This window comes from Amycolatopsis tucumanensis, assembly GCF_021654135.1.
GTDB lineage: Bacteria > Actinomycetota > Actinomycetes > Mycobacteriales > Pseudonocardiaceae > Amycolatopsis_E > Amycolatopsis_E tucumanensis.
The window spans coordinates 12236-33492 of the sequence record NZ_JAKGSD010000074.1; the positions used below are offsets into that span (position 1 = coordinate 12236).

A 21257-nucleotide genomic window follows, 5' to 3' on the forward strand; every position below is an offset into this window, starting at 1 on the left:
GTGCGCCCGCGACGACCAGCAACCCCAACAGAATCAGGAGAATCGCTGGCCGACGCCAAGTAGCCGTGCCGGTACGCACAGTCGCGACGCTAACAGATCCTGGCGAGCGCCTGCCACTGTCCACAGTGCCCGTCGCCCGATCGTGTAGCCTGCCGTCATGACATATCCCACATGCGGCAGAACGCATTCTCTGCGCCTTATGTGTCCACTAAGGACTCAGTAGCGCGACAACGCCTCAGGTGTGGGTCACATGGACAAGACGACAACCGGATGGGAAGCCTGTACGGCCTCCCATCCGGTTGTTCAGGGCGATCAGAGGGTGGTCAGCAGTTGCTGCATCTCGTTGATCTCGGCGGTCTGGTCGTCGATGATGCGCTGCGCGAGCGCCTTGGCGTCAGCGTTCGATCCGTTCGCCACCTCGGTGCGGGCCATCTCGACCGCACCCTGGTGGTGCTGGACCATCATCTCCAGCCACATCTTGTCGAACTCGGCACCGCTGGCCTGCTCCAGCTTCTGCATGTCCGCATCAGTCATCATGCCGGGCATGGACCCGTGGTCCATACCGGGCATCGACGACGGCATCGACATGCCCGGCATCGACATCGACGGCATGGTGCTCGCGGCAGCACCCCACTGGCTGAGCCAGGACTGCATCTGCTGGATCTCGGGATCCTGCGCCGCCTCGATCCGGCTCGCCAGGTTCTTCACCTGGTCGTTGGTGCTGCGGGTGGGCACCAGCTTGGCCATGTCGATCGCCTGCTGGTGGTGCTTGATCATCTCCTGGGCGAAGGTCACATCGGCGTCGTTGTGCGCCGCGGCCTGGGCGGGAGCGGACGAGGGGGCGGCGGCGCTGCTGCTGCCCATGTCCATCCCCGCGTGGTCGTTTCCGCCGCCACTACAGCCCGCCAGGACCAGACCTGCGGCGACGACGGCAATGCCAGTACCCAAAAATGCCTTGTTCATTGGTTCTTCCTTCAGTCGCGTTTGTTGTTCACCTGCTGTTGCTGGCGCGAAACCGCCGGCAACCCATCACAGGCGCAACACGCAGACCGAGTTCAGGATGGACCGACCGTCACCTCTTCGCGGCGGGTCGGGCCCGGCGGCCACCAGCGAACGCACAACCAGACGCCTACCCGCGGTCAGGCGGATGAACACCATGCCGACGAGCAGCAGGAAGGCCCAGAAGGCGACCTGCCCGAACACGGCAAGGCATTGGTGCAGCATCGCGGCCATACCGGTGTCCCCGGAATCCGGATGGATCATGGTGGAGTACGCGACGTCCATAACGGCCGTTTCCGCGACGACCGCATGCGTTCCGCTGTCCGATCCATGCTGAGCCGGCGTGTGGTGCATGATCACCAGCGCCAGCGCCACCACGGCAAGCAGCAGCCACCGGACGGGCAGGCCGCGCTTCACCGTGGTCATGCCCCTACATTAGCGACTTTCGCCGGTGGCCACCCCGTGACCTGCCACTCGAAACGGGGTCACCTCCGGGTGATACGTAGTACGAGGCTGCATCGATAGTACTAGAACAACTAGTAGGCTCGCCACGACTGTGACGCGGAGGTAAGGACATGGCGGGAGTTCACGCTGTAGCCAGACGAGCGGCCTCGGCGGGCCGTGATGTGGTTCACCGGGGCCTGGCAGCCTTGGGGCTCCGGCAGTCCGAGCACGCCATCGCGCGGGATGCCTCCGAGTACTGGGAGGACTCTGCCGGTGCGACCTGGAAGGCGGACTCGCACTGGCGGGACGCCCCCGTCTTCGAGGGGAACGACCTCTGGCACCAGATCGGGGCCCGCCACCTCGCCATGTTCCAGCGCGGCGCGCGCATGGTCCAGTTCGAGCGTCCGTGGAAACGGGTCGTCGAGTGGGGCTGCGGCGGTGGGGCGAACGCCGTCCACTTCGCCCAGCACTGCGACGAGTACATCGGCGTGGACGTCGCACCGGCGAGTCTCGCCGAATGCGCCGACCAGGTCGCCGCCGCCTGCGGGACACCGTTCAAACCGGTTCAGATCCCGGTCGAGCGTCCGGAGCGGGCGCTCGACTTGATCGCCGGCCCCTGCGAGGTCTTCCTGTCGTTCTACGTCTTCGAGCTGATCCCGACTCCCGAATACGGTGAGCGGCTGTTGCGGATCGCCCGGGACCTGCTGGCCCCGGGCGGGCTGGCGCTGATCCAGGTCAAATACGACGACGGCCGATGGCGGAGCAGGCCCCGCCGCCGCTCCTACAAGACCGGGGTCGCCGCGATGACGACCTATCGGATTCCCGAGTTCTGGCAGCTGGCGGAGCGCAACGGCCTCGTTCCGGAAGCGATCGAGCTCGTGCCGGAGAACGAACTGGACAGGCGCTATGCCTACTTCCTCCTGTCCAAACCGTGCTAGGAGCGCGACTCCGGAAAGTCCACGACGATGCCAGAGTGAGTCTCGCGGTGATGGCTGCCCGCACCCTTTACAGCAGCCCCTACTCGGCCTGTTGGAGACCGGGAAACGCACGGTCAAAGGCAGACCACGTCATTGCCTACTCGCGCGCCCTGAACGTCTCCGTCGCTACCTGTACGGCCGCCTGGACCACCCGAAACGGGTCGCGCACGAATAGCTGGTCGCCGACACCCTGGTTGGGCGTCATACGGCGGCCGGGCGCCGTGTCAGCCCCAGCTTGGCCAGCCAGCTGGAACAGCGCGTGATCGAGCTGCGGCACCTGGACGACGTGATCGGCGGGGGTGACCTCATCCCGCTCGTCCGTCACGAGCTAACCGAGGCCGAACGTGTGGTGAACGACTCGAGCTACAGCGACGACACCGGCCGACGCCCGCTCACCGTGGTTGGCGAGCAGGCCCAACTCGCCCCGTGGGTCGCCAGCGACGCCAGGCAGTCCACTGAGGCCGAGCAGGTCTACCTCTCCGGCGTGTCGGCCGCACAAGACGCCGGTAATCGCGCTCTCGCCGGACAACTGCTATCGAGCATGAGCTACCAAATGGCCAACGTCGGCGACCCGCCGATGCCTCTCTACTCGCCCGCTCCGCCGTCACGGGCGACAACGGGTCCACCCCGGTTGTGCGCGCGCTCCTGCTCGAACGGCTCGCATGGGCAAGCACCCGCTCGGGCGACGCCGACAGCACCCCGCGCCCTGGACGCTGTTGGCGACGCGGACGAAGCCCGCGCGCCAGGGGACGCGGAACCGGAGTGGGTGTACTGGCTCGACCGCAAGGAAATCGACGTCATGTCCGGTCGGTGACTGATCGAGCTGGGCGAACCGAGCCGCGCCGAACCGCTCATCTCCGACACGGTGGACGCCTACACGCCCGAGCACGCCTGTGAGGTCGCGCTCTACCGCACATGGATCGCCGAAGTCTACGCCCGCTCCGGTGAACTGGACGCCGCACGCGCCGCACTCCACACAGCGCACAAGACCGGCTAGGGAGTCAAATCCACCCGCTTGAGCGTCCGCCTCGAACACGTCGCCCAGCTCCTGCCCAGCACATAGATCCGGCCACGAACGCTGCCGCCGGCTGTGAGCTGAAGAGAGCGCGTGCGAACAGCCAATCGTGGACTGGCGGAAACGGTGGTGGTCGCGGTGGCCGGGCTCGCGGGTCTGCGGCAGATCGACGGCACCATGCGCGTCCGCGAGACCTGGCGCAGTCGGTGCGACGCCGAACCCTACTGACGGCTGGGCACGAGCAGAGCTCAGCGCTGCCCACGCCCTTGCCGGCGTGCTTTGGCTCTGCGGGCGAGCACGATGACCACGACGACGAGGAGCAGCACAATCAGCAGTGCCGCGCTCGCGGAGCCGGCGATATCGGCGACGCGCCGGCAGGAGCGTCCGGCGAGGTAGCCGAGCAGCACGAACCCGGGTCCCCAGAGCACGCCGCCCGCGACGGTGTAGATCAGGAAGGTGGCGAAGGGCATGCGGGCCATGCCGGCGGCGGTGGGTAGGACGGCGCGCAACACGCCGATCAACCCGCCCACCAGCAGCGCCTGGCCCCCATAGGTGGCGAGGGTGGTGTCGACCCTTTTCCAGCGGGCGGGCCCGATGCGGCGCCCGATCCGGCTGGTGCGCAGGGCGGGTCCGAGCCGACGGCCGAGCCCGTAGCCCAGCAGGTACCCCGCGATCGCCGCGACGATCGCCACCACGAGCATGATGACCAGCGATACGTGGCCGGCGAAGGCGAGGAATCCGCCCAGCAGCAGGGCGAACTCCCCGGGCAGCACCAGCCCGACGAACACCGCTTCGACCGTGGCCAGTACGCCGACCAAGAGGTAGGCCCACGGCGACGCCAGGTGCGTCAGGGTGGTGACCAGCCAATCGGCCATGCGTACCTCCCGGGTAAGCCACCGATCGTGGTCATGGTCGACTCATTGGCGGTGTTTCGACTTCGACGCGGTGTGGCTCGCGAGCTCGTGCAACCGTTCGCGGTATGCCGCCCGGTCGAGCCGTCCGGCCAGCAGGTCACGAACCGCGGCCGCCTCCTCGTCCAGGAGGGTCTTGGGGATCTCCTCGTCATGCCGCCGCCATTTCGGCATCCGCGCCAGCGTGCCGGTGCGGTCAGTCAGCCAGGAGGGCACCACGAAGGATGCGCGGGACCCCGCGAGCGTGCTGGCGGGTGCCCGTAAGTCTCGCTTGTCGCGCCTCCAGCGGCGCAGGGCGCCGATGAGTGCACTGATAGTCCAGAAGGCGAGAAGCGCGAAGAGTAGGACACCGATGGCAATCGCTTGCCACGAGGTGTTCGCCGCTTGGGTGGCGGTCTCCGCCACGGGTCCTCACCTCCCGGCGTGACTTACTTAGGGCACGGGTGCGTTCCAGATCGGGAACCAGCGCTGTAGGTCGGCCTCGATCGGCAGCTCGCCGCCGAGTTCGGCCCGGACCTGCATCTCCAGCGCGGTGTCGCGGTGTTGGTCGCGGGTGGGGGCGAAGGGGTAGAAGGTGCCGCGTTTGAACAGGTACACCAGGCCCAGGTGCCGTGGCTGGCCGTCGCTGTCGCCGCGGAATCCGATCACGGTGCACAGCAGGGTGAGGCCGAAGCCCGCGTCGGCGAGGGTGGCGTTGATCGCGTGCAGCCCGGTCATCAGCGCCGGGAGATCCACAGTGGACTGCCGGCAGGTGATCCAGGTGTAGCCGAACTCGTCGTGGCTGGCCGACACGTCCAGGGCGGGGTCGAGATCCAGGAGCTCGCGGATGTCGCGCTGAGACTGTGCCGACGCCGAGCCCTCGGCCGGTTTGAAGCAGACCGTGCCGACACCGGTCGGGGCGAACCCGAGCGCGGCTTGCAGGGTGTCGGCGGCCGGTGGGACGGTGAAGAGCACGTCGAGGTTGGGCTGTACCGGTTTGGTGCGGCCCAGCAGCACGTCGAGGAACCCCATGGCCTCACACCTCCTCGCCCAGCTCGGTGGACAGGGTGGCCAGCTGGTCCAGCCGGCGTTGCAGGGTGGGGTGGGTGGACAGCAGGCTGGACAGGCTGACCCCGGAGCCGAGGGCGGGGGCGAAGAAGAACGCGTTGAACGCCTGCGCGGTGCGCAGGTCCCTGGTAGGGATCCGGGCGATGTCGCCGCTGACCTTGGTCAGCGCCGAGGCCAGGGCGGAGGGGCGGCCGGTGAGGATCGCGCCCGCCCGGTCCGCAGCGAGTTCCCGGTACCGGGACAGGGCGCGAATGAGCAGGAAGCTGATCGCGTAGACCACCACCGAGACCGCCATCACCATCAGGACGAGCAGGAAGGTGTTGTCCCGGTCGTCCCGACGGCCCCCGCCGAACAGGCTGGAGTAGAAGGCGAACCGGGCGATGAGCCCGGCCAGCACGCCGAGGAAGGAGGCGACGGTCATGACGACCACGTCCCGGTGGGCGACGTGGGACAACTCATGGGCCAGCACGCCTTGCAGTTCCTCGGTCTCCAGCCGCCGCATCAGGCCCGTGCTCACGCACAGCACGGCGCGGTTGGTGCTGCGTCCGGTCGCGAAGGCGTTGGGCAGGTCCATGTCGGCGATCGCCACCCGCGGTTTGGGCATGTCCGCGGCGGCGCACAGCCGGTCCACAATCGCGTGCAGCCGGGGTTCTTCCTCGGGCGTGGCGATGTGGGCGCCCATTGCGTAGAGGGCGATCCGGTCGGAGAACCAGAACTGGGCGAACAGCAGCCCGCCCGCGATGAGCACGACCACAACGATCGACTTGATCAGCACGACAAGCGCGGCGATGAAGGCCGCGTAGACCAGCCCGAGGAGGAAGATCGTGACCAGCATCCTCGTGGTGAGCTGGTGATCGGGACGGAACCGGGTACGCATGGCACCTACCCCGGGATCAGGCCCTCGTCGGTCAACAGCGCCCGCACCTGCTCCAGGTCACTGTCTTCGCCGGGCAGCACGAGTTCCGAGGCGACGAGCGTGTCGTCGGGCAGCCGGACGCCCAGTCCGCGCACGGTGCCGACCAGTGCCTGCAGCGCCGCGGTGAACGCCTCGGTGTCGCCGGCATCCACCGCGGTCTGCAGCCGGGTGTCGAGGGTGTTGAGTTCGTCGATTCGGGTGTCGGCTACGTCGTATTGGCCTTGCCCGAGAATGCGGATGATCATCGCTGAGCCTCCGTCCTCGGCTCGGGCGTGGTGGTCGCGTCGTCAGCCGCTTCGAGCTGGGCCGGTGCGACCGCTGCCTTGAGCTGGGCGAGTTCGCGGTCGATGTCGGTGCCGGAGCCGGTGGCGGAATCCAGTGCGGCCTGGATGCCGTCGCGCGGGACGATCGGCGCGGAGGCATCCTCGAGCGCGCCGGAGGCCATCAACTCGTCCAGCGCTTGGGCCCGGGACTGCATCTGGGCGGTCTTGTCCTCTGCGCGCTGCATCGCCACGCCGACATCGCCCATCTCCTCGGAGATCCCGGAGACGGCTTCGCTGATCTTGGTCTGAGCCTCGGCCGCGGTGTAGGTGGCCTTGATGGTCTCCTTACGGGTGCGGAAGGCCTCCACCTTGGCCTGCAACCGCTGCTGAGCCACGCTGAGCTTGTCCTCTTCCGCCTGCAGCGCGTCGTGCTGGGGCTGCAACTCCTGGATCTGCGACAGCGCCGCGGCACGCCGGGTCAACGCCTCCCGCGCGAGGTCCTCCTGGCCCTGCTGCACAGCCTGGGTGGCTTGGTTCTGCAGGCGGCCGGCGGCCTGCTGGAGCTGGCGGGCCTGCAATTCCAGCCGTTTGCGGCTGGTCGCCACGTCGGCCAGGCCGCGCCGCACCTGGGCCAGCATCTCGGTCTGGCGCTGGTAGGAATAGTCGAGCACCTCGCGTGGATCCTCCGCGCGATCGAGCGCCTTGTTGGCCTTGACGCGGAACAGTAGCGCCAGGCGTTTGGTGATACTCACTTCTCGCACACTCCTTTCCTGAATGGCAACGGGGTTACCGACTCCTCCGAGCCTCGTCCCGGCGTGACCGGGAGCAGCAGGGCCAAAGGAACTGCTATCGAGGGCCGTAGGTCCTGGCATGCCGTCGCTACTACCTGGGATAGGACCTTGTGCCCCGCCAGTGATGACGTTGGTCTGTCGCCGCCCGCCGCCGGGTGCGGCACGGTGGCGGTATCCGGAGAAAAGGAGAGGCCATGACGCAACACAAGGTGCCGGTGTCGCACGCCGGTGGGCGGTCGACCTGGCAGAGAGTGAACATCACCCCCGTCGAGCGATGGGGCCGCGTACTGATCGGGATCGTCGCGATCGTCGCCGGCGCCCTCCTACTGGCGGTGGCGGGCTCCGTACTCGCGGTGGTACTCGAGGTGCTCCTCGTCCTGGCCGGTCTCGACCTGCTGGTCACGGGCGCGCTCGGGCACTGCCCGCTGTATCGGAAGCTCGGCTACGTGCCCCGGTCGTTGCGGAGGCCACGATGACACAGCCGCACGACCACCAGCGGCACACACATGATCCCACCGGGCAGCGCGGGTCCACCAGCCCCCAGGGCCACGGCGGGCACAAGGGGCACGGCTTGATGATGATCGCCTGCTGCATCCCGATGCTGGCGATCGCCATCGTCCTGGTCGCCACCGGCGTCATCAGTGCCGGCTGGCTCGTGTTCGCCGCCATCTGCACGGTGATGATGGCCCTGATGATGCGTGGCATGGGCCACGGTGAAAACCGCTGAAAACGCTTGAAAGACAAGGGAGTTCACGATGATGTTCTGGTAAGGCAACGACATGAGTGGGTGGGGATACGCGCTCATGACGGTGGGCACGGTGTTGTTCTGGGCCTTGATCATCGCCGGCGGCGCCCGACAGGGTCAGGCCGATGAACGCCCGGAGTGTCCGTGCGGGCCTGATCGGGGCTGCCGCCCTCGGCCTGTTTTACGCCCTCGTTGTCGGTGGTGTCGGCGGGTTGGCGCATCTGGGGCAGCAGGCCGCGAGCGACTGGCCATGGCTGCTGGCGATCCTGGCCGGGTTCGGCACCCAGATCGCGCTGTTCGAAGAACTGCGCCGCCGCCGGCGGCTGCATAGTGGCATGAAGGCCGCGGCCGGGACCGGGGTGGGCGCCTCGGCGATCGGCATGGTCGCCTGCTGCGCCCACTACGTCGCGGACCTCGCCCCGATCATCGGAATCTCGGGCGCGGCGGTATTCCTGACCGACTACCGGATCCCAATCATGGCGATCGGCATCGCGATCAATCTGTTCGGGGTTTTGGTCGCCGCGAGGCGGTTGCGCCGCATGCCCGCGGAGGTGAAGGCATGACTAACGTGACAACACACAGGCGCAGGACCGTCCTGCTCGTGCTGACCGGACTGCTGATCGTCGGAGCCATCGCCTGGTGGGTCTGGGCACGCGCACGGTCCAGGCGGGCTCGGTCGAGGTCCGCATGACCGCGCTGGCACTGGACCGCTCGGGCGCCACCTTCCGCATGCAGTTCGACACCCACAGCGGATCGCTGGATCTCGACCCAGCTGCCACCGCCCAGCTGCGCGTCAACGGCCAGCCGGTGGCGGGCGCGACCTGGGACGGTGCGGGACCCGGCGGCCACCACCGCGAGGGCACCCTCCGCTTCCCCGATCCCGTTCCGGCGGGCGCCGGTGTCGAACTGCGCCTCACCGGGCTTTCTCAGGACGTCACCAGCAGCTGGACCGCGCCATGACGATCACCGGAGCAGAGCCCGATCAACCCGATGGACAAGGAGTCGATGATGTCTCGTCGGATAGCCAGATTCGTGATAATCGGAGCCGTCCTGGCTGTACCGGTGCTGAGTGCGCCGGCCTGGGCGGCCGCGGCACCGGAGGCGAACCAGTTCGGTCAGCACGTGCGCCAGTGCGCGCAGCAGCACGGCTTCACCGGTGACCACAACCCGGGCATGCACCACGGCGCCGCCGGCTGGGACGGCATGTCCTGCCCCGTCTGAGCACAGCAGGGTTGGAGGAGAGATGGACCAGATGCCAGTGCTCGCAGAGCGCCCCACCACCGGTGAGTCCTGCGGCGGCGAGGAGGTCGGGCTCCTGCGGCAGCGGCTGCACCGGATCAGCGGCCAGGTACTCGGACTCGAGCGGATGATCGCCGACGGACGCCCCTGCGCCGAGGTACTGGTCCAGCTGGCGGCCGCGCAGGGCGCGCTCCGTGCGCTCGGCCTGCAACTGCTGGCCCTGCACACCCGGACCCTGCTGGATGCGGTGGCGGCCGCCACCGCATCCCCGGCGGAGGTCGCCGGCGAGCTCACGGCCCTGGCGACCCTGGCGACCCGCACCCCAGGGCATGCACCATCGGCACGGATGTCGACGGGCACCACAACAGATCACCGGGACGCGCCATGAATGCCTCGACGGTGGCCGCGCCCGGCCAGGTGCGTACGGTACCGGTGCTGGCGGCGGAGGGCATCGAGAAGTCCTACCGTCACGGGATGTGGCCCGGCCGCCGGCAGCAGGTGCTGCGCGGGGTGGATCTCGCGCTGTGGCCGGGCGAGGTGGTCGGCCTGGTGGGCGAGAACGGGTCGGGTAAGTCCACCGTGATGAAGATCCTGGTCGGGGCGTTGCCCGCCGACGCCGGCACCATCACCCGGTCCGGGCGGATGGGGTATTGCCCGCAGGAACCGGTGGTGTACGAGCGGTTGACCTGCGACGAGCATGTCGAGCTGTTCGCCCGCGCGTACGGCATGAGCCAGGAGGCGGAACGGCGCTCTCGCCGCGAGCTGTACGCGGCCTTGGGGTTCGAGCGCTACGCGAGCACCCGCGCCGATCAGCTCTCCGGCGGGACACTCGCCAAACTGAACCTGGGACTGGCGCTGCTGCCCGACCCGGATGTGCTGCTGCTGGATGAGCCGTATGCGGGGTTCGACTGGGACACCTACCTCAAGTTCTGGCAGCTGGTGGCCCAGCGCCGGGAAGCCGGACGCTCGGTGCTGATCATCAGTCACTTCGTCGCGGACGAACAGCGCTTCGATCGTCTCCTCGATCTGCGCGCCGGCAAAGCGGTGCCGCGATGACCGCCCTGCCCTTCGTGCGGCGATTCATCGCCGACTACGCACGCAATCCAGTCAACCTGATCGTGCTGGTGCTCGTGCCGGTCGTGTTCGTGCTGGCGGCGGCCGGCTCGATCGCCGACGCCGCGCGGGTACTCGGCGGCGGGACCGCGCCGGCGGTGCAGACCGCCACCGCCGGGTGGGCTGCCGGGTTCCTGGCCGCGATCGCCATGTATTTCCAGACCCGCGCCGCGCGGGCCGCGGATCGACGGCTGGTGCTGGCTGGGCTACGGCCGGCCCGGCTGGTCGGCGCGCGGGTGGCGACCGGGTTCGCGCTGGCGGTTCTGGTGTCGGCGGTGTCGTTGCTGGCCCTGGAGATCCGCACCGGAATCGAAACCCCAGGACGGGTGATCGCCGGGACCGGCATGTTCGCGGTGATCTACCTCGCGATCGGCGCGTTGACCGGCGCGCGGGTGCGCAACCCGGTCAATGGCACCGTCGTGATCCTGTTCGTGTGGATTCTCGACGTGTTCTTCGGCCCGGCGTTCGGCTCGCCGGACCGGGTCGCGACACGGTGGCTGCCCACGCATTTCGTCACGCTGTGGATGGTCGACCTGCCCTCCCGCCACGGCGGCCGCCCCGGAGACCTGGGCTGGGCGCTGATCTGGCTGGTGGCAGCCGCCGCGCTGGCCTGGACAGTGCTCATGGCCAGCAGCCGGGTGTCCCGGCCCGCGGGCCGAAAGCCCGGCCAGGTGCTGACCGGGTTGCGGATGGGCCTGGTCGACTACCGGCGCAACCCGGTGCTGTGGGCGTTGCTGATCGTCGTTCCGGTCGTGTTTATCCTGCTGGCCAAGGCGATCACTCCCCAGCGTCCGACCGTACTGTCCCTTGTGGAGGGTGGGCGTCGGCAGGACTTCACGTTCTGGCTGCCCGACGTGCATGCCGGGACGATGACCCCGATCGCGACCGGTGCGCTGTCCACGTTGGCCGGACTGTTCATCGTGCTCGACTCGCGGGCGGGCGACCGGCGCCTGTCGCTGGCCGGATTCCGCTACGCTGCCCTGCTCGCGACGCGCCTCGGCGTGATCGCGGTGGCGGTCGGTGTGATCACCGCCGCCGCGCTGGCGGTTACCGCGACCGTGTTCGACGTACGGCAATGGTTCGTCTTCGTGGCCGCGAGCGTGCTGCTGGGCCTGACCTACGCCCTGGTCGGCGCGATCCTCGCTCCGGTGTTCGGCCGAGTCGCCGGTGTGCTGATCGCCTTCCTCGTGCCCTTCCTTGATCTGGGCATCGCGCAAAGCCCCATGCTGCGTCCCGAACCGGCGGGGTGGGCGCACGCGCTGCCCGGCTACGGCACCAGCCGCGTCCTGCTCGACGCCGGCCTTACCGGCAGCTTCGACGAGACGGGATCACTGCTCATCGCAGTGGCCTGGCTCGCCGGTCTCGCGGTACTTGCTGCTGTGTTGTTGCGCCAAGACACGCCGACAGCAGGTCGATCACGGTGGCGGTCATCCGGCCCAGCGGCGGAAGGTCGGGGCGTGGCGGCATGGCGCCGGCCTCGGCCAGCGGGAGGTGCATGACGGTCGCGACCTCGGCGAAGTTAGCCGATGCCAGGAAACCGGGCCGGGCGGACCAGGCCACGACCGGGGTCACGAGAAACCCCGACTCGGGGAGGGCAAGCGGGGGCAGCGCTCCGATGATCTCCACGGTTGCCGGATCGAGCCCGACTTCTTCGGTAGCTTCGCGCAGCGCCGCGGCGACGGAGCCGTCGTCGTGTGGTTCCACCCCGCCCCCAGGGAAGACGAGCTGCCCCGGGTAGTGCGCGAGGTCGGCGGCGCGTTCGGTGAGCAGGACGCAGGGGCCCGCGGAGGACCCGGTGAGCAGCGCGAGGACTGCGGCGGGCCGCAGGACGACCTGCTTGGGCAGCCTGCCCTGTGGGGGACGGATGTGGCGTGCCAGCTGCTCGACCCAGGTGGGGTGCGCTGGCCGCTGACGCGGGGTGTGCTCGTCGGGGTTGGCTGAGGTGAGCCAGTTGAGCTGGCCGGAGCGCACGGTCAGGAGTGCGACGCCGGGGTCGGTGTCGGGGGTGTGGACGAAGCGGGTCTGCTGGCCGAATCCGGGATGCCCGAACAGGGCCCTGGCCGGGCTGCGGGTGACCGGGTCGCCGGCCTCGGCCCAGTCGGCCGGGTTGTAGGCCACGGCGACGAATGCCTGGCAGGAGCCGACGAGGTGCGCGGCGGGCCCGCCGAAGGGTACGAGGGTTTCGCTCATCGCCGGTACGAGGACCAGGTTCGCTCCGGCTTCGGTGAGGGCGTGCACCGCGTGCGGGTTGAGCAGGTCCCGGCAGATCGCGATCACCACGTGCCACCCGTCGGTCGTGACGTACACGCGTAGTTCCGGCCAGCCTTGCGGCTGGATGTCCTCGGTCACTGGGCGGTCCGCGGGGGAATGCTTGTCGTGGGTGAGTGGCCGGTCGCAGCCGCGCACCCACGCGAGTGCGGTGTTGCGGCGACGGCGCGGGCTGTCCCCGGGGCCGTCCTCGTGGTGGTAGCTGCCGGCCACCAGCAGCCGGGGCCCATCCGGTCGCTGCACCCAGCCCCGCAGGTGCTCGGCCACATCCTCGGTGACGCACAGCTCCGGCAACACGACGATGGATGCTCCGCCGGCGGTGGCGCGAGTGACCAGCCGGTCGATCTCGCGACGCTGCCGCTTGACGTCAGTGGGGCGCACGGGGATGGTGCGTTGCTGCTCGTCGCGGGGCAGGTCGAACTCGGCGAGGGTCCGGTTGGGGTGGCAGGTGGCCACGAGGGTGTCGGCGGTGACCAGGCCAGCGAGCGTGTCGGCCAGGCTGTAGTCGAAGACGAAGCGGAACTGCGCGGCCCATTCGCCGGCCAAGCGGATCCGCCGGGTTTCGTCCAGCCTGTTGGCCAGCCGCCACGGGGGTGCGGTGGGCGGCATCGCGGTCACCGTCGGCAGGTCTGGGTGATCCAGCGGGATCGGATCGCCCACCCCCGGCTGGTAGGGGCTGCGCTGCCGGAACGACTCGGTGAACGTGTGGCCGTACTCGGTGTCGAGGAACTGCGCCAGGCCGTGGGCGACGACGACCGCGGGAACGTCGTCCACCGGCTCCAGCGCGGCGGCGAAGGCATGCCGCATCTGCGGTAGCAGCACGCCAGGTCGCGGGAGGGGCAGCATGTGGGACAGTCTTGTGAGGGTCGCGGTGACATGGGCTCGGCAGGCGGGATCGTTGACGCTTTCCCAGAGCACGGCGTGCTCGTCGCGGCACAGTTGCAGCAGGTGCGTGAGGGTAACCAGTGGTTCGGCCTCGGCGTGTTGGCCAGCACCGAGGCGACGCCGGTGGTGACCCCGGTGGTGCTGGCCGCCATCGCCCCGAACGCCACGGTGACGTTGAGCAGCGCGAGGACGCCGATCAGCAGCCAGGTGGTCGTGTCGCGGGGCACGGGTTTCGGCGCCTGCGTGCGTGAACTCAGCGCGGCAGCGCCCAGCAGCGCGATCCCGGCGATGACGGCCCGTAACGCGGCGAACCACAGCACCGGGGAATCCCGCAGCCCCCAGCGGATAAGGACGAAGCAGGACGCCCAGGCCAGGACGACGGCCAGCATCCGTCCGGGCCGCGGCCCGGACCGTTTCCCGCGGCGGGTTGGGGTCGTCACGTCGTGTCCCGTCGGGTGGCCCGAGATCATCGCCTCCAGGTTGCCGCCCGGGATGCTGTGCCGACCAGTTTCCGCGGTCCTCATCGTGTGGGACCTACGAGCCGGGATAGGAGACGAAAGTCCCTGCGGAGTGGGTCTTCCAGCCGCTGTGTACACGGCGGGCAGGTATGGATTCTGGCTCCGGAGGGCTTAGTTATCGCGTGGCCAGGTGGCTCGCAGGACGGCGACAAGGAGGTACTGCCATGTCACGGCACGACCGACGAGCGCGCACCTGGCCGCTGCGGGTACTCGCCGCCGCGGTGGCGGCGATGTTGCTGTTCGTGCTGCCCGCGGCCCCGGCTGGGGCGGATGAGGAGGAGAGCACCCACGCGTCCGAACTCGTCGAGCAGGCCATCGCCCTGATCGCCAACGACGGCGGAAACGAGCGGGTGGCTGAACGGATCGACGATGCGCTGACCGCGCCCGACAAGGAGGGTGTCGACCTGGCCAAGGTCAGCCAGGCCCGGGAGATCATCGAGGCCCCGGGCGAGGATCCGGCCGCGACCGCGCAGGCACGCGCGCTGCTGCTCGATTCGCTCGGCGGGAAGTTGCCCTCGGCACCTGAGGACGGGCTGCAGGCGACCGGCACCGAGACCGGCACCAGTGTGATCCTCGACGAGTTCAATCCCGCGCGCGGGATCAGTGACGGCGGCGACGCGATCCTGCTGGGACTGTCGCTCGCGGTGCTCCTCGGCGGGTTGTATCTGGCGCGGCGCCTGCGTCCGCCGCACAGCTTGCGCCAGCTCACTCACTCCGCCGGCAAGCAGGCCGGCAGCCAGAAGGAGGCGTGATGACTACCGAGCAGAAACCGTCCCCCGCCGCTACCGGTAAAGCCACCGAGGGTGAGATCACTCCGGCCAGGCGCCCTGGCTGGTTCCGCCGCGCGGTCGACGCCGTCGACGAACGCATGGGGATCAAGGCGCTGGCTTACCCGGTGCCCGAGCACGCCAACAACCTCGGCTGGAGCCTCGGCGGCCTGACCCTGGTGTCGTTTGTGATCCTGCTGGTCACCGGCGTCTACCTCGCGCAGTTCTATGTGCCGATGCCGGAGACGGCCAACCAGTCGATCCGCGACCTGGTGACCCGGGTATGGCTGGGTGGGTTCGCCCGCGGCCTGCATTACTGGGCGGCGCAGGCGATGTTCGTGCTGGCGCTGCTGCACATGTTGCGGGTGTTCTTCCACGCCTCCTACAAGAAACCGCGCGAGGGCAACTGGATCGTGGGCAGCGCGATGTTGTTGCTGGCGTTCCTGGCGATCTTCACCGGCAGCGTGATCAAGTGGGACCAGGAGGGCTACGAGGCGCTGGCGCACAACCTGGACGTGGCCAACCTGCTGGGCAACGCGGGCATCTGGTTTACCGGCAACTTGAGCAGCAAGGTGCCGCTCGTGCTGCGCCTGTACACGGCGCACGCGGTGATCCTTCCCGGGCTGATCGTGTTGCTGTTCGTCTGGCATGCGCTGCTGGTCAAGCGGCACAAGATCTCCGCTCACCCCAAGATCACGGCACCGGAGGTGGAGACGCCGGAGCCGTTCACCGCGCACCTGAAGCGGGTCGCCGCGTTCGGGCTGGTGCTGCTCGGTGCGCTGTCGGTGCTGGCGGTGCTGATTCCGCCGGTGCTCGGGCCGACCCCGGTGGAGGACATCGAGATCACCCGTCCACTGTGGATGTTCTGGTGGTTCTTCCCGATCGAGCAGTGGTTCGGGGTGGCCGCCATCGGATTCGTCATCCTGGGCGTGTTCCTGCTGCTGTTCCTGGTGCCCTTCCTCGACCGCAGCCCACGCCGCCGCTGGCGGGAACGCCCGATCGCCACCACGGTCATGGTGGTGATCCTGCTGGCGCTGGTCGCGGTCAGCGTCAACGTGTGGATCTTCAACCCGAAGGGACACTGATGAACGGCATCGACATCCGCCGCGCCCGGCGCTGGTTCTGGGCCCTGACCGTGATCGCGATCCTGGCGATGGGCGGGCTGTACCGGGAACTGGGCGCCGCGCCCGGTCCCGGCACCGCGTTGCTGATGCTCTTGGCCGCGCTGGTGTTGCTGGCCTCCAGCGTGCAGGCGGCCCGGATCCTCACGAGACTGGCCGGCCCGCCGCGATGGCCGTGGCGCCGGCGGGCCCGGCCCTGAAAAGGACCTTCGACCACTCGATACACGACCTGCGCCCATTACCCCACGCCGGTACGGTAGGCACGTTGGGGCCGAGGGCTCGAGTAATCCGGAGAGGTAGCCATGACCAAGCACGCGGCCCCGCCTCCGGAGGGCGGGACGCCGACCCCGACCGCGCCGCCGCGGCCCCCGTGGTGGCGGAACCTGCTGTGGCCGTTGGCCATCGCGGTGACGATCGCGCTGTGGATCCTGGTGCCCAAGGCGCAGGAGCCGACCAAGATGGATCTGACCTACTCGGACTTCCTCGCCGATATCGATTCCGGTCAGGTCAAGTCGGTCACGCTGGTCACCAGCGGGACGGCCACCGGCACTCTGATCAACGGGCACAACTTCACCACGGTCGTTCCCGCGCAGGCGGGTGCGCCGTTGCTGGATCGCTTGGAGAAGGCCAAGGTCGCCGTCTCGGCGTCCTCACCGTCGCCGTCGTTCGGCTCGCAGCTGCTCAACTGGGTGCTGATCCTGGCGCCCTTCCTGCTCATCATCTGGTTTTGGCGGCGGATGTCCACGGGTGCGATGGGCCACATGCAGGGCGCGATGGGGGTGGGCAAGTCGAAGGCGAAGGTGTTCGACGCCGAACGGCCCGACACCGCCTTCGCCGACGTCGCGGGGTATGAGGGCGTCAAGGCCGAGATCGCCGAGGTGGTCTCGTTCCTGCGCCAGCCCGAGCGCTACCACCGCGCCGGGGCGGCGGCACCCCGTGGGGTGCTGATGGTGGGCCCGCCGGGGACTGGCAAGACCCTGTTGGCGCGGGCGGTGGCCGGGGAGGCGAGTGTGCCGTTCTTCTCGGTGGCCGGCTCCAGTTTCGTGGAGATGTTCGTCGGTGTCGGCGCCGCCCGCGTGCGCGATCTTTTCGCCGAGGCCCGCAAACGCGCCCCGGCCATCGTGTTCGTCGACGAGATCGACGCCCTGGGCGGCCGACGCGGCGGCACCGGTGCGATGGTCGCCAACGACGAGCGCGAGCAAACCCTCAACCAGCTACTGTCCGAAATGGATGGATTCGACCCGTCGGAGGGCATCGTCGTGCTCGCCGCCACGAACCGGCCCGAGGTGCTCGACCCCGCGCTGCTGCGCCCGGGGCGCTTCGACCGGCAGGTCACCATCCCGCTGCCGACGTTGGCCGAGCGCGTCGCCATCCTGGGCGTGCACTGCCGCCGCAAACAGCTGGACGCCAGCGTCGATCTCGAGGTCGTCGCCCGCGGCACCCCTGGTTTCTCCGGGGCGGATCTGGCGAACTTGGCCAACGAGGCCGCGATCGTCGCCGTGCGCGACGGGCGTGAGGTGCTGACTGCGGACGACTTCGACACCGCCCGTGACCGGATCCTGCTTGGGCGGCGGGAGGGCTCCAACGCGCTGCTGCCGGAGGAGAAGCACGCGGTCGCGGTGCACGAGGCTGGGCATGCGCTGGTGGCCGCGCTCTCGCCGACCACCGACCCGGTGGCGAAGGTGACCATCCTGCCCGCGGGTCAGGCCCTGGGTGTGACCGAGCAGTTGCCGCTGGTGGAGCGCCACCTCTACGGCGAGGACTACCTGCAGCAGACTCTCGCGGTGCGGCTGGGCGGGCGCGCCGCCGAACTGGTCGAGCTAGGCCAGGGCTCCTCCGGCGCGGCCAACGACCTGGCGCAGGCCACCGAGTTGGCCACGAAGATGGTGCGCGAGTTCGGGCTGTCCACCCAAGTCGGCCCGGTGGGCTACCCGCAGGGCGGGTCGGTGTTCCTTGGCGGCGGCGGGCCGGGGTTGTCCAGCCGCCCGTACGCCGAAGCGACCCAGGCGGCCATCGACGCCGACGTCGCCCGGCTGCTGCGCGAGGCCGAGGAGCGCGCCACCGACCTGCTGACCACCCACCGCGACGAGCTGCGCAGCCTGGTCGGGCTGCTGCTGGAACAGGAGACCGTGGACGGTGCCGCCGTCTACGCCCTGGTCGGGCAGAGCACCCCGGCGCAGCGGCTCGGTGCGGCCACGGTCGCACCCCGCCGGGCCGCCGCCCGCCCCCAGGCCGCCCTCGCACACCACGACCACACCGATCCGACCGACACGGCGACCCCGCGCGTGCACCAGGTTTCGGCCGACGAGCCCGCCCACCCGAAGGAGAAGTGACAATGCACGACCACACTGGCCACCACCGCCACGCGGGTCGCCCCGCCAGCACCGTGGTGCTCGATGTTCGCGGGCTGCAGTGGGCCACCGAGCAGAACATCGTGACCGCGGTCCTGCGGCGACGCCCCGGAGTGCTGGATGTGGAGGCCAATCCGGTGGCACAGACCGCGACCGTGACGTTCGATCCAGCGCACACCTCGGTGGCCGAGCTGCGCGACTGGGTCCGGGACTGCGGCTACCACTGCGCCGGCCAGTCCGTGCCGGACCACCTGTGCGACCCCATGCACGAACCCGGCCGTCCCGGGCACGAGCACCCTGAGCACGCCGGCCACGGTCCCGCCGCGCATGCGGGGCACGCCGAGGCCGAGACGTTGCGGTCCCCGCACGAGGCGATGGGCCACGGCGGGCACGCGGGCATGTCCATGGCCGCGATGGTCGCGGACATGCGCAACCGGTTCCTGGTCGCGCTGCTGTTCTCGATCCCGATCGTGCTGTGGTCGCCCATCGGCAGCGAGGTATTCGGCCTGAACCTGCCCACGCCCTTCGGCCTACGGCAGGACATCTGGGCACTGCTGCTGAGCCTGCCGGTGATCTTCTACTCCTCCTGGATCTTCTTCGACGGCGCCGTACGCGCGCTGCGCGCGCGGACCCTGGACATGATGGTGCTCGTCGCGGTCGCGGTCGGGTCCGGCTGGCTGTACTCGCTGGTGATCACCCTGTCCGGGGGCGGGGAGGTGTTCTACGAGGCCGCCACCGTGCTGGCCTCCTTCGTGCTGCTGGGGCACTGGTTCGAGATGCGCGCCCGCGGCGGCGCCAACGACGCCATCCGCACCCTGCTCGATCTCGCCCCGCCCAAGGCCGTCGTGCTCCGCGACGGAGAGGAGGTCGAGAAACCCACCGCCGAGGTGGCGGTCGGAGACCTGCTGCTGGTGCGCCCGGGCACCAAGATCGCCGTCGACGGTCTGGTCGAGGACGGCGAAAGCGAGGTCGACGAGTCGATGGTCACTGGCGAAAGCCTCCCGGTGCACAAGGAACCCGGCACGGAGGTGATCGGCGCGACCATCAACGCCAACGGCACGCTCCGGGTGCGGGCCACGAAGGTCGGCGCCGACACGGCGCTGGCGCAGATCGTGAAACTCGTGCAGGAAGCGCAGAACTCCAAGGCACCCGGGCAGAAGCTGGCCGACCGGGCCGCGTTCTGGCTCGTGTTCGTCGCCCTCATCGGCGGCGGGGCGACGCTGGCGACGTGGCTACTGACCGGGAGTGCGTTCTCCACCGCGATCCTGTTCGCCATCACCGTCGTCGTGATCACCTGCCCCGACGCACTCGGGCTGGCGACCCCGACCGCGATCATGGTCGGCACCGGGCTCGGCGCCAAACGCGGGGTGCTGTTCAAGAACGCCATCGCCCTGGAAACCTCCGCCCGCATCCAGGTCGTGGTGATGGACAAGACCGGCACCCTGACCAAGGGCGAGCCCGAGGTCACCGATGTCCTCACCGACGGCGCCGAAACCGGGATCAGCGAGCCAGAGCTGCTGCGCCTGGTGGCCGCCGTGGAACGGGAATCCGAACACCCCCTGGCGGAGGCGATCGTGCGGCACACCGACGAGCGGGGCCTGAACTCATTGCGCGCGGAGCGGTTCGAGAATGTGCCCGGGCATGGCGCGATCGCCCATGTCGCGGGGCGCCGCGTGGTGGTGGGCAACCGGCGGCTGATCGAACGGGAAGGCATCGAGCTGGGGTCGCTGGCCGCCCGCCGTGACCAGCTGGCCGGCACCGGCCACACGGCGATCGTCGCCGCCATCGACGGGACCGCCGTCGGCGTGATCGGCATCGCCGATGCGGCCCGTGACACCTCGGCGACCGCTGTGGCCGAGCTGCACGAGCTCGGGGTGGAGATCGTCATGCTCACCGGCGACAACCAGGCCACCGCCGAGCGCATCGCCCGCCAGCTCGGCATCGACACGGTGATCGCCGAAGTCCTGCCCGGCGACAAGGCCTCCAAGGTCGCCGAACTCCAGCAAGGTGGCCGCAAGGTCGCGATGGTCGGCGACGGCGTCAACGATGCCCCCGCGCTCGCTCAGGCCGACCTGGGTATCGCGATCGGCGCAGGAACGGACGTCGCCATCGAAACCGCCGACGTCGTGCTGATGCGCTCCGACCCGCTCGACGTGCCCACGGCGCTGCGGATCGGGCGCGGCACACTGCGGAAGATGCGGCAGAACCTGGGCTGGGCCATCGGCTACAACACCATCGCCCTCCCGATCGCCGCAGGCGTGTTCGAACCCGCCTTCGGCCTGGTGCTGCGGCCGGAGATCGCGGCGCTGTCGATGTCCGGTTCGAGCCTGATCGTAGCGGTCAACGCGCTCGCGCTCAAGCGACTCCGGCTGCCGAGCGCCGCACCGGCACCGACCCCCACGGCACCGACCACCGTGGCCGTGGGCGAGGTCGACCGGCGCGCGGCATGAGAAGGGGAGCCTGCCATGGCCGACGACAACTACGACGTGATCATTCCCGGGGCAAGTTTCGCGGGGCTCGCCGCCGCCGGGCAACTCACCGACACCGGCCGAGTGCTGCTGGTCGACCACCGCCTGTCGATGAGAGGAGACCCCCGTCACCTAATGAATCTCGAACAGCCCGCTGGGACTGGTGCAGGCCTTCCCGTTACCTGACCCCGTTGAGGTCTTGAAAAAGAGCGGCGGCTCGGTCTGGGCGGGCTGTTCACTCCTGCTCGGCATCGCGGTAGGCCTTGCCCCTTTCTGGACTTGAGTCCTCACGGGAGACCGGTCGAGGCGATGTCGGCGGTGGTGGTCCGCCGCGCGAGTGCGATGCCTGAGCACCTCGGGGGCCTTCGAGCCCTCATGCAAGACCGGCGGGCTCGGCGTGTCGGACCACCACCGCGATC

27 protein-coding genes and 1 pseudogene are annotated in these 21257 nt (G+C 69.4%); 18 read left to right on the forward strand and 10 right to left on the reverse strand.

Annotation, left to right across the window (positions count from 1 at the left end):
- Window positions 1–312: 312 nt before the first annotated feature.
- Together L2C96_RS40190 and L2C96_RS40195 are read right to left on the reverse strand one after the other, a co-directional pair.
- Window positions 313–963 carry a DUF305 domain-containing protein gene (locus L2C96_RS40190; protein WP_237339821.1) on the reverse strand — a complete coding sequence of 217 codons (651 nt, stop codon included), beginning with the start codon at window positions 961–963 and terminating at the stop codon, window positions 313–315.
- Between the two features lie 66 nt (window positions 964–1029).
- Window positions 1030–1425 (reverse strand): hypothetical protein, encoded by a 396-nt coding sequence (locus tag L2C96_RS40195; protein ID WP_237339822.1) that lies wholly within the window; start codon window positions 1423–1425, stop codon window positions 1030–1032.
- 224 nt (window positions 1426–1649) lie between these two features.
- Between L2C96_RS40195 and L2C96_RS40200 the strand changes: the two genes are divergently transcribed.
- From L2C96_RS40200 to L2C96_RS44890, 4 genes are all read left to right on the forward strand, one after another.
- Window positions 1650–2381: a class I SAM-dependent methyltransferase gene (locus tag L2C96_RS40200; RefSeq protein WP_237339823.1), complete on the forward strand. Its 732-nt coding sequence runs from the start codon at window positions 1650–1652 to the stop codon at window positions 2379–2381.
- A gap of 298 nt (window positions 2382–2679) precedes the next feature.
- Window positions 2680–3234, forward strand: coding sequence for an NsdA family TPR-like regulatory protein (locus L2C96_RS40205; protein ID WP_237339824.1), 555 nt, complete (start codon window positions 2680–2682; stop codon window positions 3232–3234).
- Window positions 3235–3285: 51 nt separating this feature from the next.
- Entirely contained in the window at window positions 3286–3417 is a 132-nt protein-coding gene (locus tag L2C96_RS44885; RefSeq protein WP_272883932.1) for a hypothetical protein, read from the forward strand.
- Between the two features lie 111 nt (window positions 3418–3528).
- Window positions 3529–3663 carry a hypothetical protein gene (locus L2C96_RS44890; protein ID WP_272883933.1) on the forward strand — a complete coding sequence of 45 codons (135 nt, stop codon included), beginning with the start codon at window positions 3529–3531 and terminating at the stop codon, window positions 3661–3663.
- 20 nt (window positions 3664–3683) lie between these two features.
- On the opposite strand, the gene L2C96_RS40210 is transcribed toward L2C96_RS44890, so the two are convergent.
- The 6 genes from L2C96_RS40210 to L2C96_RS40235 are packed head-to-tail and all read right to left on the reverse strand — an operon-like array spanning window position 3684 to window position 7324.
- Window positions 3684–4310, reverse strand: a complete 627-nt coding sequence (locus L2C96_RS40210; RefSeq protein ID WP_237339825.1) for a DedA family protein — start codon at window positions 4308–4310, stop codon at window positions 3684–3686.
- 42 nt (window positions 4311–4352) lie between these two features.
- Window positions 4353–4751 carry a hypothetical protein gene (locus L2C96_RS40215; protein ID WP_237339826.1) on the reverse strand — a complete coding sequence of 133 codons (399 nt, stop codon included), beginning with the start codon at window positions 4749–4751 and terminating at the stop codon, window positions 4353–4355.
- A gap of 27 nt (window positions 4752–4778) precedes the next feature.
- Complete coding sequence (pspAB, locus tag L2C96_RS40220) at window positions 4779–5357, reverse strand: PspA-associated protein PspAB (protein WP_237339827.1); 579 nt, start codon at window positions 5355–5357, stop codon at window positions 4779–4781.
- Between the two features lie 4 nt (window positions 5358–5361).
- Window positions 5362–6270 (reverse strand): zinc metalloprotease HtpX, encoded by a 909-nt coding sequence (gene htpX, locus L2C96_RS40225; RefSeq protein ID WP_237339828.1) that lies wholly within the window; start codon window positions 6268–6270, stop codon window positions 5362–5364.
- 5 nt (window positions 6271–6275) lie between these two features.
- Window positions 6276–6554, reverse strand: a complete 279-nt coding sequence (pspAA, locus tag L2C96_RS40230) for a PspA-associated protein PspAA (protein WP_237339829.1) — start codon at window positions 6552–6554, stop codon at window positions 6276–6278.
- A complete protein-coding gene (locus L2C96_RS40235; protein ID WP_237339830.1) occupies window positions 6551–7324 on the reverse strand; it encodes a PspA/IM30 family protein in 774 nt (257 codons plus the stop codon). Before L2C96_RS40235 ends, pspAA begins: the two co-directional genes overlap by 4 nt.
- A 233-nt stretch (window positions 7325–7557) precedes the next feature.
- On the opposite strand from L2C96_RS40235, the gene L2C96_RS40240 reads away from it, so the two are divergent.
- From L2C96_RS40240 to L2C96_RS45275, 8 genes are all read left to right on the forward strand, one after another.
- A complete protein-coding gene (locus L2C96_RS40240) occupies window positions 7558–7839 on the forward strand; it encodes a YgaP-like transmembrane domain (RefSeq protein ID WP_237339831.1) in 282 nt (93 codons plus the stop codon).
- Window positions 7836–8090 (forward strand): hypothetical protein, encoded by a 255-nt coding sequence (locus L2C96_RS40245; protein WP_237339832.1) that lies wholly within the window; start codon window positions 7836–7838, stop codon window positions 8088–8090. Before L2C96_RS40240 ends, L2C96_RS40245 begins: the two co-directional genes overlap by 4 nt.
- 143 nt (window positions 8091–8233) lie before the next feature.
- Window positions 8234–8671 carry a hypothetical protein gene (locus tag L2C96_RS40250; protein ID WP_237339833.1) on the forward strand — a complete coding sequence of 146 codons (438 nt, stop codon included), beginning with the start codon at window positions 8234–8236 and terminating at the stop codon, window positions 8669–8671.
- A 76-nt stretch (window positions 8672–8747) separates the two neighbouring features.
- Window positions 8748–9068, forward strand: coding sequence for a hypothetical protein (locus L2C96_RS40255; RefSeq protein ID WP_237339834.1), 321 nt, complete (start codon window positions 8748–8750; stop codon window positions 9066–9068).
- A gap of 30 nt (window positions 9069–9098) precedes the next feature.
- Window positions 9099–9329 (forward strand): hypothetical protein, encoded by a 231-nt coding sequence (locus L2C96_RS40260; protein WP_237339835.1) that lies wholly within the window; start codon window positions 9099–9101, stop codon window positions 9327–9329.
- 31 nt (window positions 9330–9360) lie between these two features.
- On the forward strand, window positions 9361–9735 hold the full coding sequence (locus L2C96_RS40265; RefSeq protein ID WP_237339836.1) for a metal-sensitive transcriptional regulator: 375 nt from the start codon (window positions 9361–9363) through the stop codon (window positions 9733–9735).
- Entirely contained in the window at window positions 9732–10403 is a 672-nt protein-coding gene (locus L2C96_RS40270) for an ATP-binding cassette domain-containing protein (protein ID WP_237339837.1), read from the forward strand. The genes L2C96_RS40265 and L2C96_RS40270 overlap by 4 nt, the downstream gene beginning before the upstream one ends.
- The gene (locus L2C96_RS45275; protein ID WP_308191235.1) at window positions 10400–11959 is read left to right on the forward strand and encodes an ABC transporter permease; all 1560 of its coding nucleotides are present in this window, start codon (window positions 10400–10402) and stop codon (window positions 11957–11959) included. The genes L2C96_RS40270 and L2C96_RS45275 overlap by 4 nt, the downstream gene beginning before the upstream one ends.
- Before the next feature lie 106 nt (window positions 11960–12065).
- Here the strand turns inward: L2C96_RS45275 and L2C96_RS40280 are convergent.
- Window positions 12066–13337, reverse strand: a pseudogene (locus tag L2C96_RS40280) (NUDIX domain-containing protein); the annotation flags it as partial.
- Window positions 13338–13342: 5 nt separating this feature from the next.
- Entirely contained in the window at window positions 13343–14137 is a 795-nt protein-coding gene (locus tag L2C96_RS45470; protein ID WP_372491318.1) for an EamA family transporter, read from the reverse strand.
- A gap of 158 nt (window positions 14138–14295) precedes the next feature.
- Between L2C96_RS45470 and L2C96_RS40285 the strand changes: the two genes are divergently transcribed.
- The 6 genes from L2C96_RS40285 to L2C96_RS40310 all read left to right on the forward strand — a co-directional run bounded on the left by L2C96_RS40285 (window position 14296) and on the right by L2C96_RS40310 (window position 21024).
- A complete protein-coding gene (locus L2C96_RS40285; protein ID WP_237339839.1) occupies window positions 14296–14883 on the forward strand; it encodes a hypothetical protein in 588 nt (195 codons plus the stop codon).
- Window positions 14883–15983 carry a cytochrome b N-terminal domain-containing protein gene (locus L2C96_RS40290; RefSeq protein ID WP_237339840.1) on the forward strand — a complete coding sequence of 367 codons (1101 nt, stop codon included), beginning with the start codon at window positions 14883–14885 and terminating at the stop codon, window positions 15981–15983. Before L2C96_RS40285 ends, L2C96_RS40290 begins: the two co-directional genes overlap by 1 nt.
- On the forward strand, window positions 15983–16219 hold the full coding sequence (locus L2C96_RS40295; RefSeq protein WP_237339841.1) for a hypothetical protein: 237 nt from the start codon (window positions 15983–15985) through the stop codon (window positions 16217–16219). The genes L2C96_RS40290 and L2C96_RS40295 overlap by 1 nt, the downstream gene beginning before the upstream one ends.
- A 102-nt stretch (window positions 16220–16321) precedes the next feature.
- Window positions 16322–18352 carry an ATP-dependent zinc metalloprotease FtsH gene (gene ftsH / locus L2C96_RS40300; RefSeq protein ID WP_237339842.1) on the forward strand — a complete coding sequence of 677 codons (2031 nt, stop codon included), beginning with the start codon at window positions 16322–16324 and terminating at the stop codon, window positions 18350–18352.
- A gap of 2 nt (window positions 18353–18354) precedes the next feature.
- A complete protein-coding gene (locus L2C96_RS40305; RefSeq protein WP_237339843.1) occupies window positions 18355–20820 on the forward strand; it encodes a heavy metal translocating P-type ATPase in 2466 nt (821 codons plus the stop codon).
- Between the two features lie 15 nt (window positions 20821–20835).
- Window positions 20836–21024 (forward strand): hypothetical protein, encoded by a 189-nt coding sequence (locus tag L2C96_RS40310; RefSeq protein WP_237339844.1) that lies wholly within the window; start codon window positions 20836–20838, stop codon window positions 21022–21024.
- Window positions 21025–21257: the final 233 nt, after the last annotated feature.

Bases quoted from the DNA above. Each gene is read 5' to 3' on its own strand.
- L2C96_RS40190 (WP_237339821.1), bottom strand. From the start codon at position 963: ATGAACAAGGCATTTTTGGGTACTGGCATTGCCGTCGTCGCCGCAGGT.
- L2C96_RS40195 (WP_237339822.1), bottom strand. From the start codon at position 1,425: ATGACCACGGTGAAGCGCGGCCTGCCCGTCCGGTGGCTGCTGCTTGCC.
- L2C96_RS40210 (WP_237339825.1), bottom strand. From the start codon at position 4,310: ATGGCCGATTGGCTGGTCACCACCCTGACGCACCTGGCGTCGCCGTGG.
- pspAB (WP_237339827.1), bottom strand. From the start codon at position 5,357: ATGGGGTTCCTCGACGTGCTGCTGGGCCGCACCAAACCGGTACAGCCC.
- htpX (WP_237339828.1), bottom strand. From the start codon at position 6,270: ATGCGTACCCGGTTCCGTCCCGATCACCAGCTCACCACGAGGATGCTG.
- pspAA (WP_237339829.1), bottom strand. From the start codon at position 6,554: ATGATCATCCGCATTCTCGGGCAAGGCCAATACGACGTAGCCGACACC.
- L2C96_RS40240 (WP_237339831.1), top strand. From the start codon at position 7,558: ATGACGCAACACAAGGTGCCGGTGTCGCACGCCGGTGGGCGGTCGACC.
- L2C96_RS40245 (WP_237339832.1), top strand. From the start codon at position 7,836: ATGACACAGCCGCACGACCACCAGCGGCACACACATGATCCCACCGGG.
- L2C96_RS40250 (WP_237339833.1), top strand. From the start codon at position 8,234: ATGAACGCCCGGAGTGTCCGTGCGGGCCTGATCGGGGCTGCCGCCCTC.
- L2C96_RS40260 (WP_237339835.1), top strand. From the start codon at position 9,099: ATGGACAAGGAGTCGATGATGTCTCGTCGGATAGCCAGATTCGTGATA.
- L2C96_RS40265 (WP_237339836.1), top strand. From the start codon at position 9,361: ATGCCAGTGCTCGCAGAGCGCCCCACCACCGGTGAGTCCTGCGGCGGC.
- L2C96_RS40270 (WP_237339837.1), top strand. From the start codon at position 9,732: ATGAATGCCTCGACGGTGGCCGCGCCCGGCCAGGTGCGTACGGTACCG.
- L2C96_RS45275 (WP_308191235.1), top strand. From the start codon at position 10,400: ATGACCGCCCTGCCCTTCGTGCGGCGATTCATCGCCGACTACGCACGC.
- L2C96_RS45470 (WP_372491318.1), bottom strand. From the start codon at position 14,137: ATGAGGACCGCGGAAACTGGTCGGCACAGCATCCCGGGCGGCAACCTG.
- L2C96_RS40285 (WP_237339839.1), top strand. From the start codon at position 14,296: ATGTCACGGCACGACCGACGAGCGCGCACCTGGCCGCTGCGGGTACTC.
- L2C96_RS40290 (WP_237339840.1), top strand. From the start codon at position 14,883: ATGACTACCGAGCAGAAACCGTCCCCCGCCGCTACCGGTAAAGCCACC.
- L2C96_RS40295 (WP_237339841.1), top strand. From the start codon at position 15,983: ATGAACGGCATCGACATCCGCCGCGCCCGGCGCTGGTTCTGGGCCCTG.
- ftsH (WP_237339842.1), top strand. From the start codon at position 16,322: ATGACCAAGCACGCGGCCCCGCCTCCGGAGGGCGGGACGCCGACCCCG.
- L2C96_RS40305 (WP_237339843.1), top strand. From the start codon at position 18,355: ATGCACGACCACACTGGCCACCACCGCCACGCGGGTCGCCCCGCCAGC.
- L2C96_RS40310 (WP_237339844.1), top strand. From the start codon at position 20,836: ATGGCCGACGACAACTACGACGTGATCATTCCCGGGGCAAGTTTCGCG.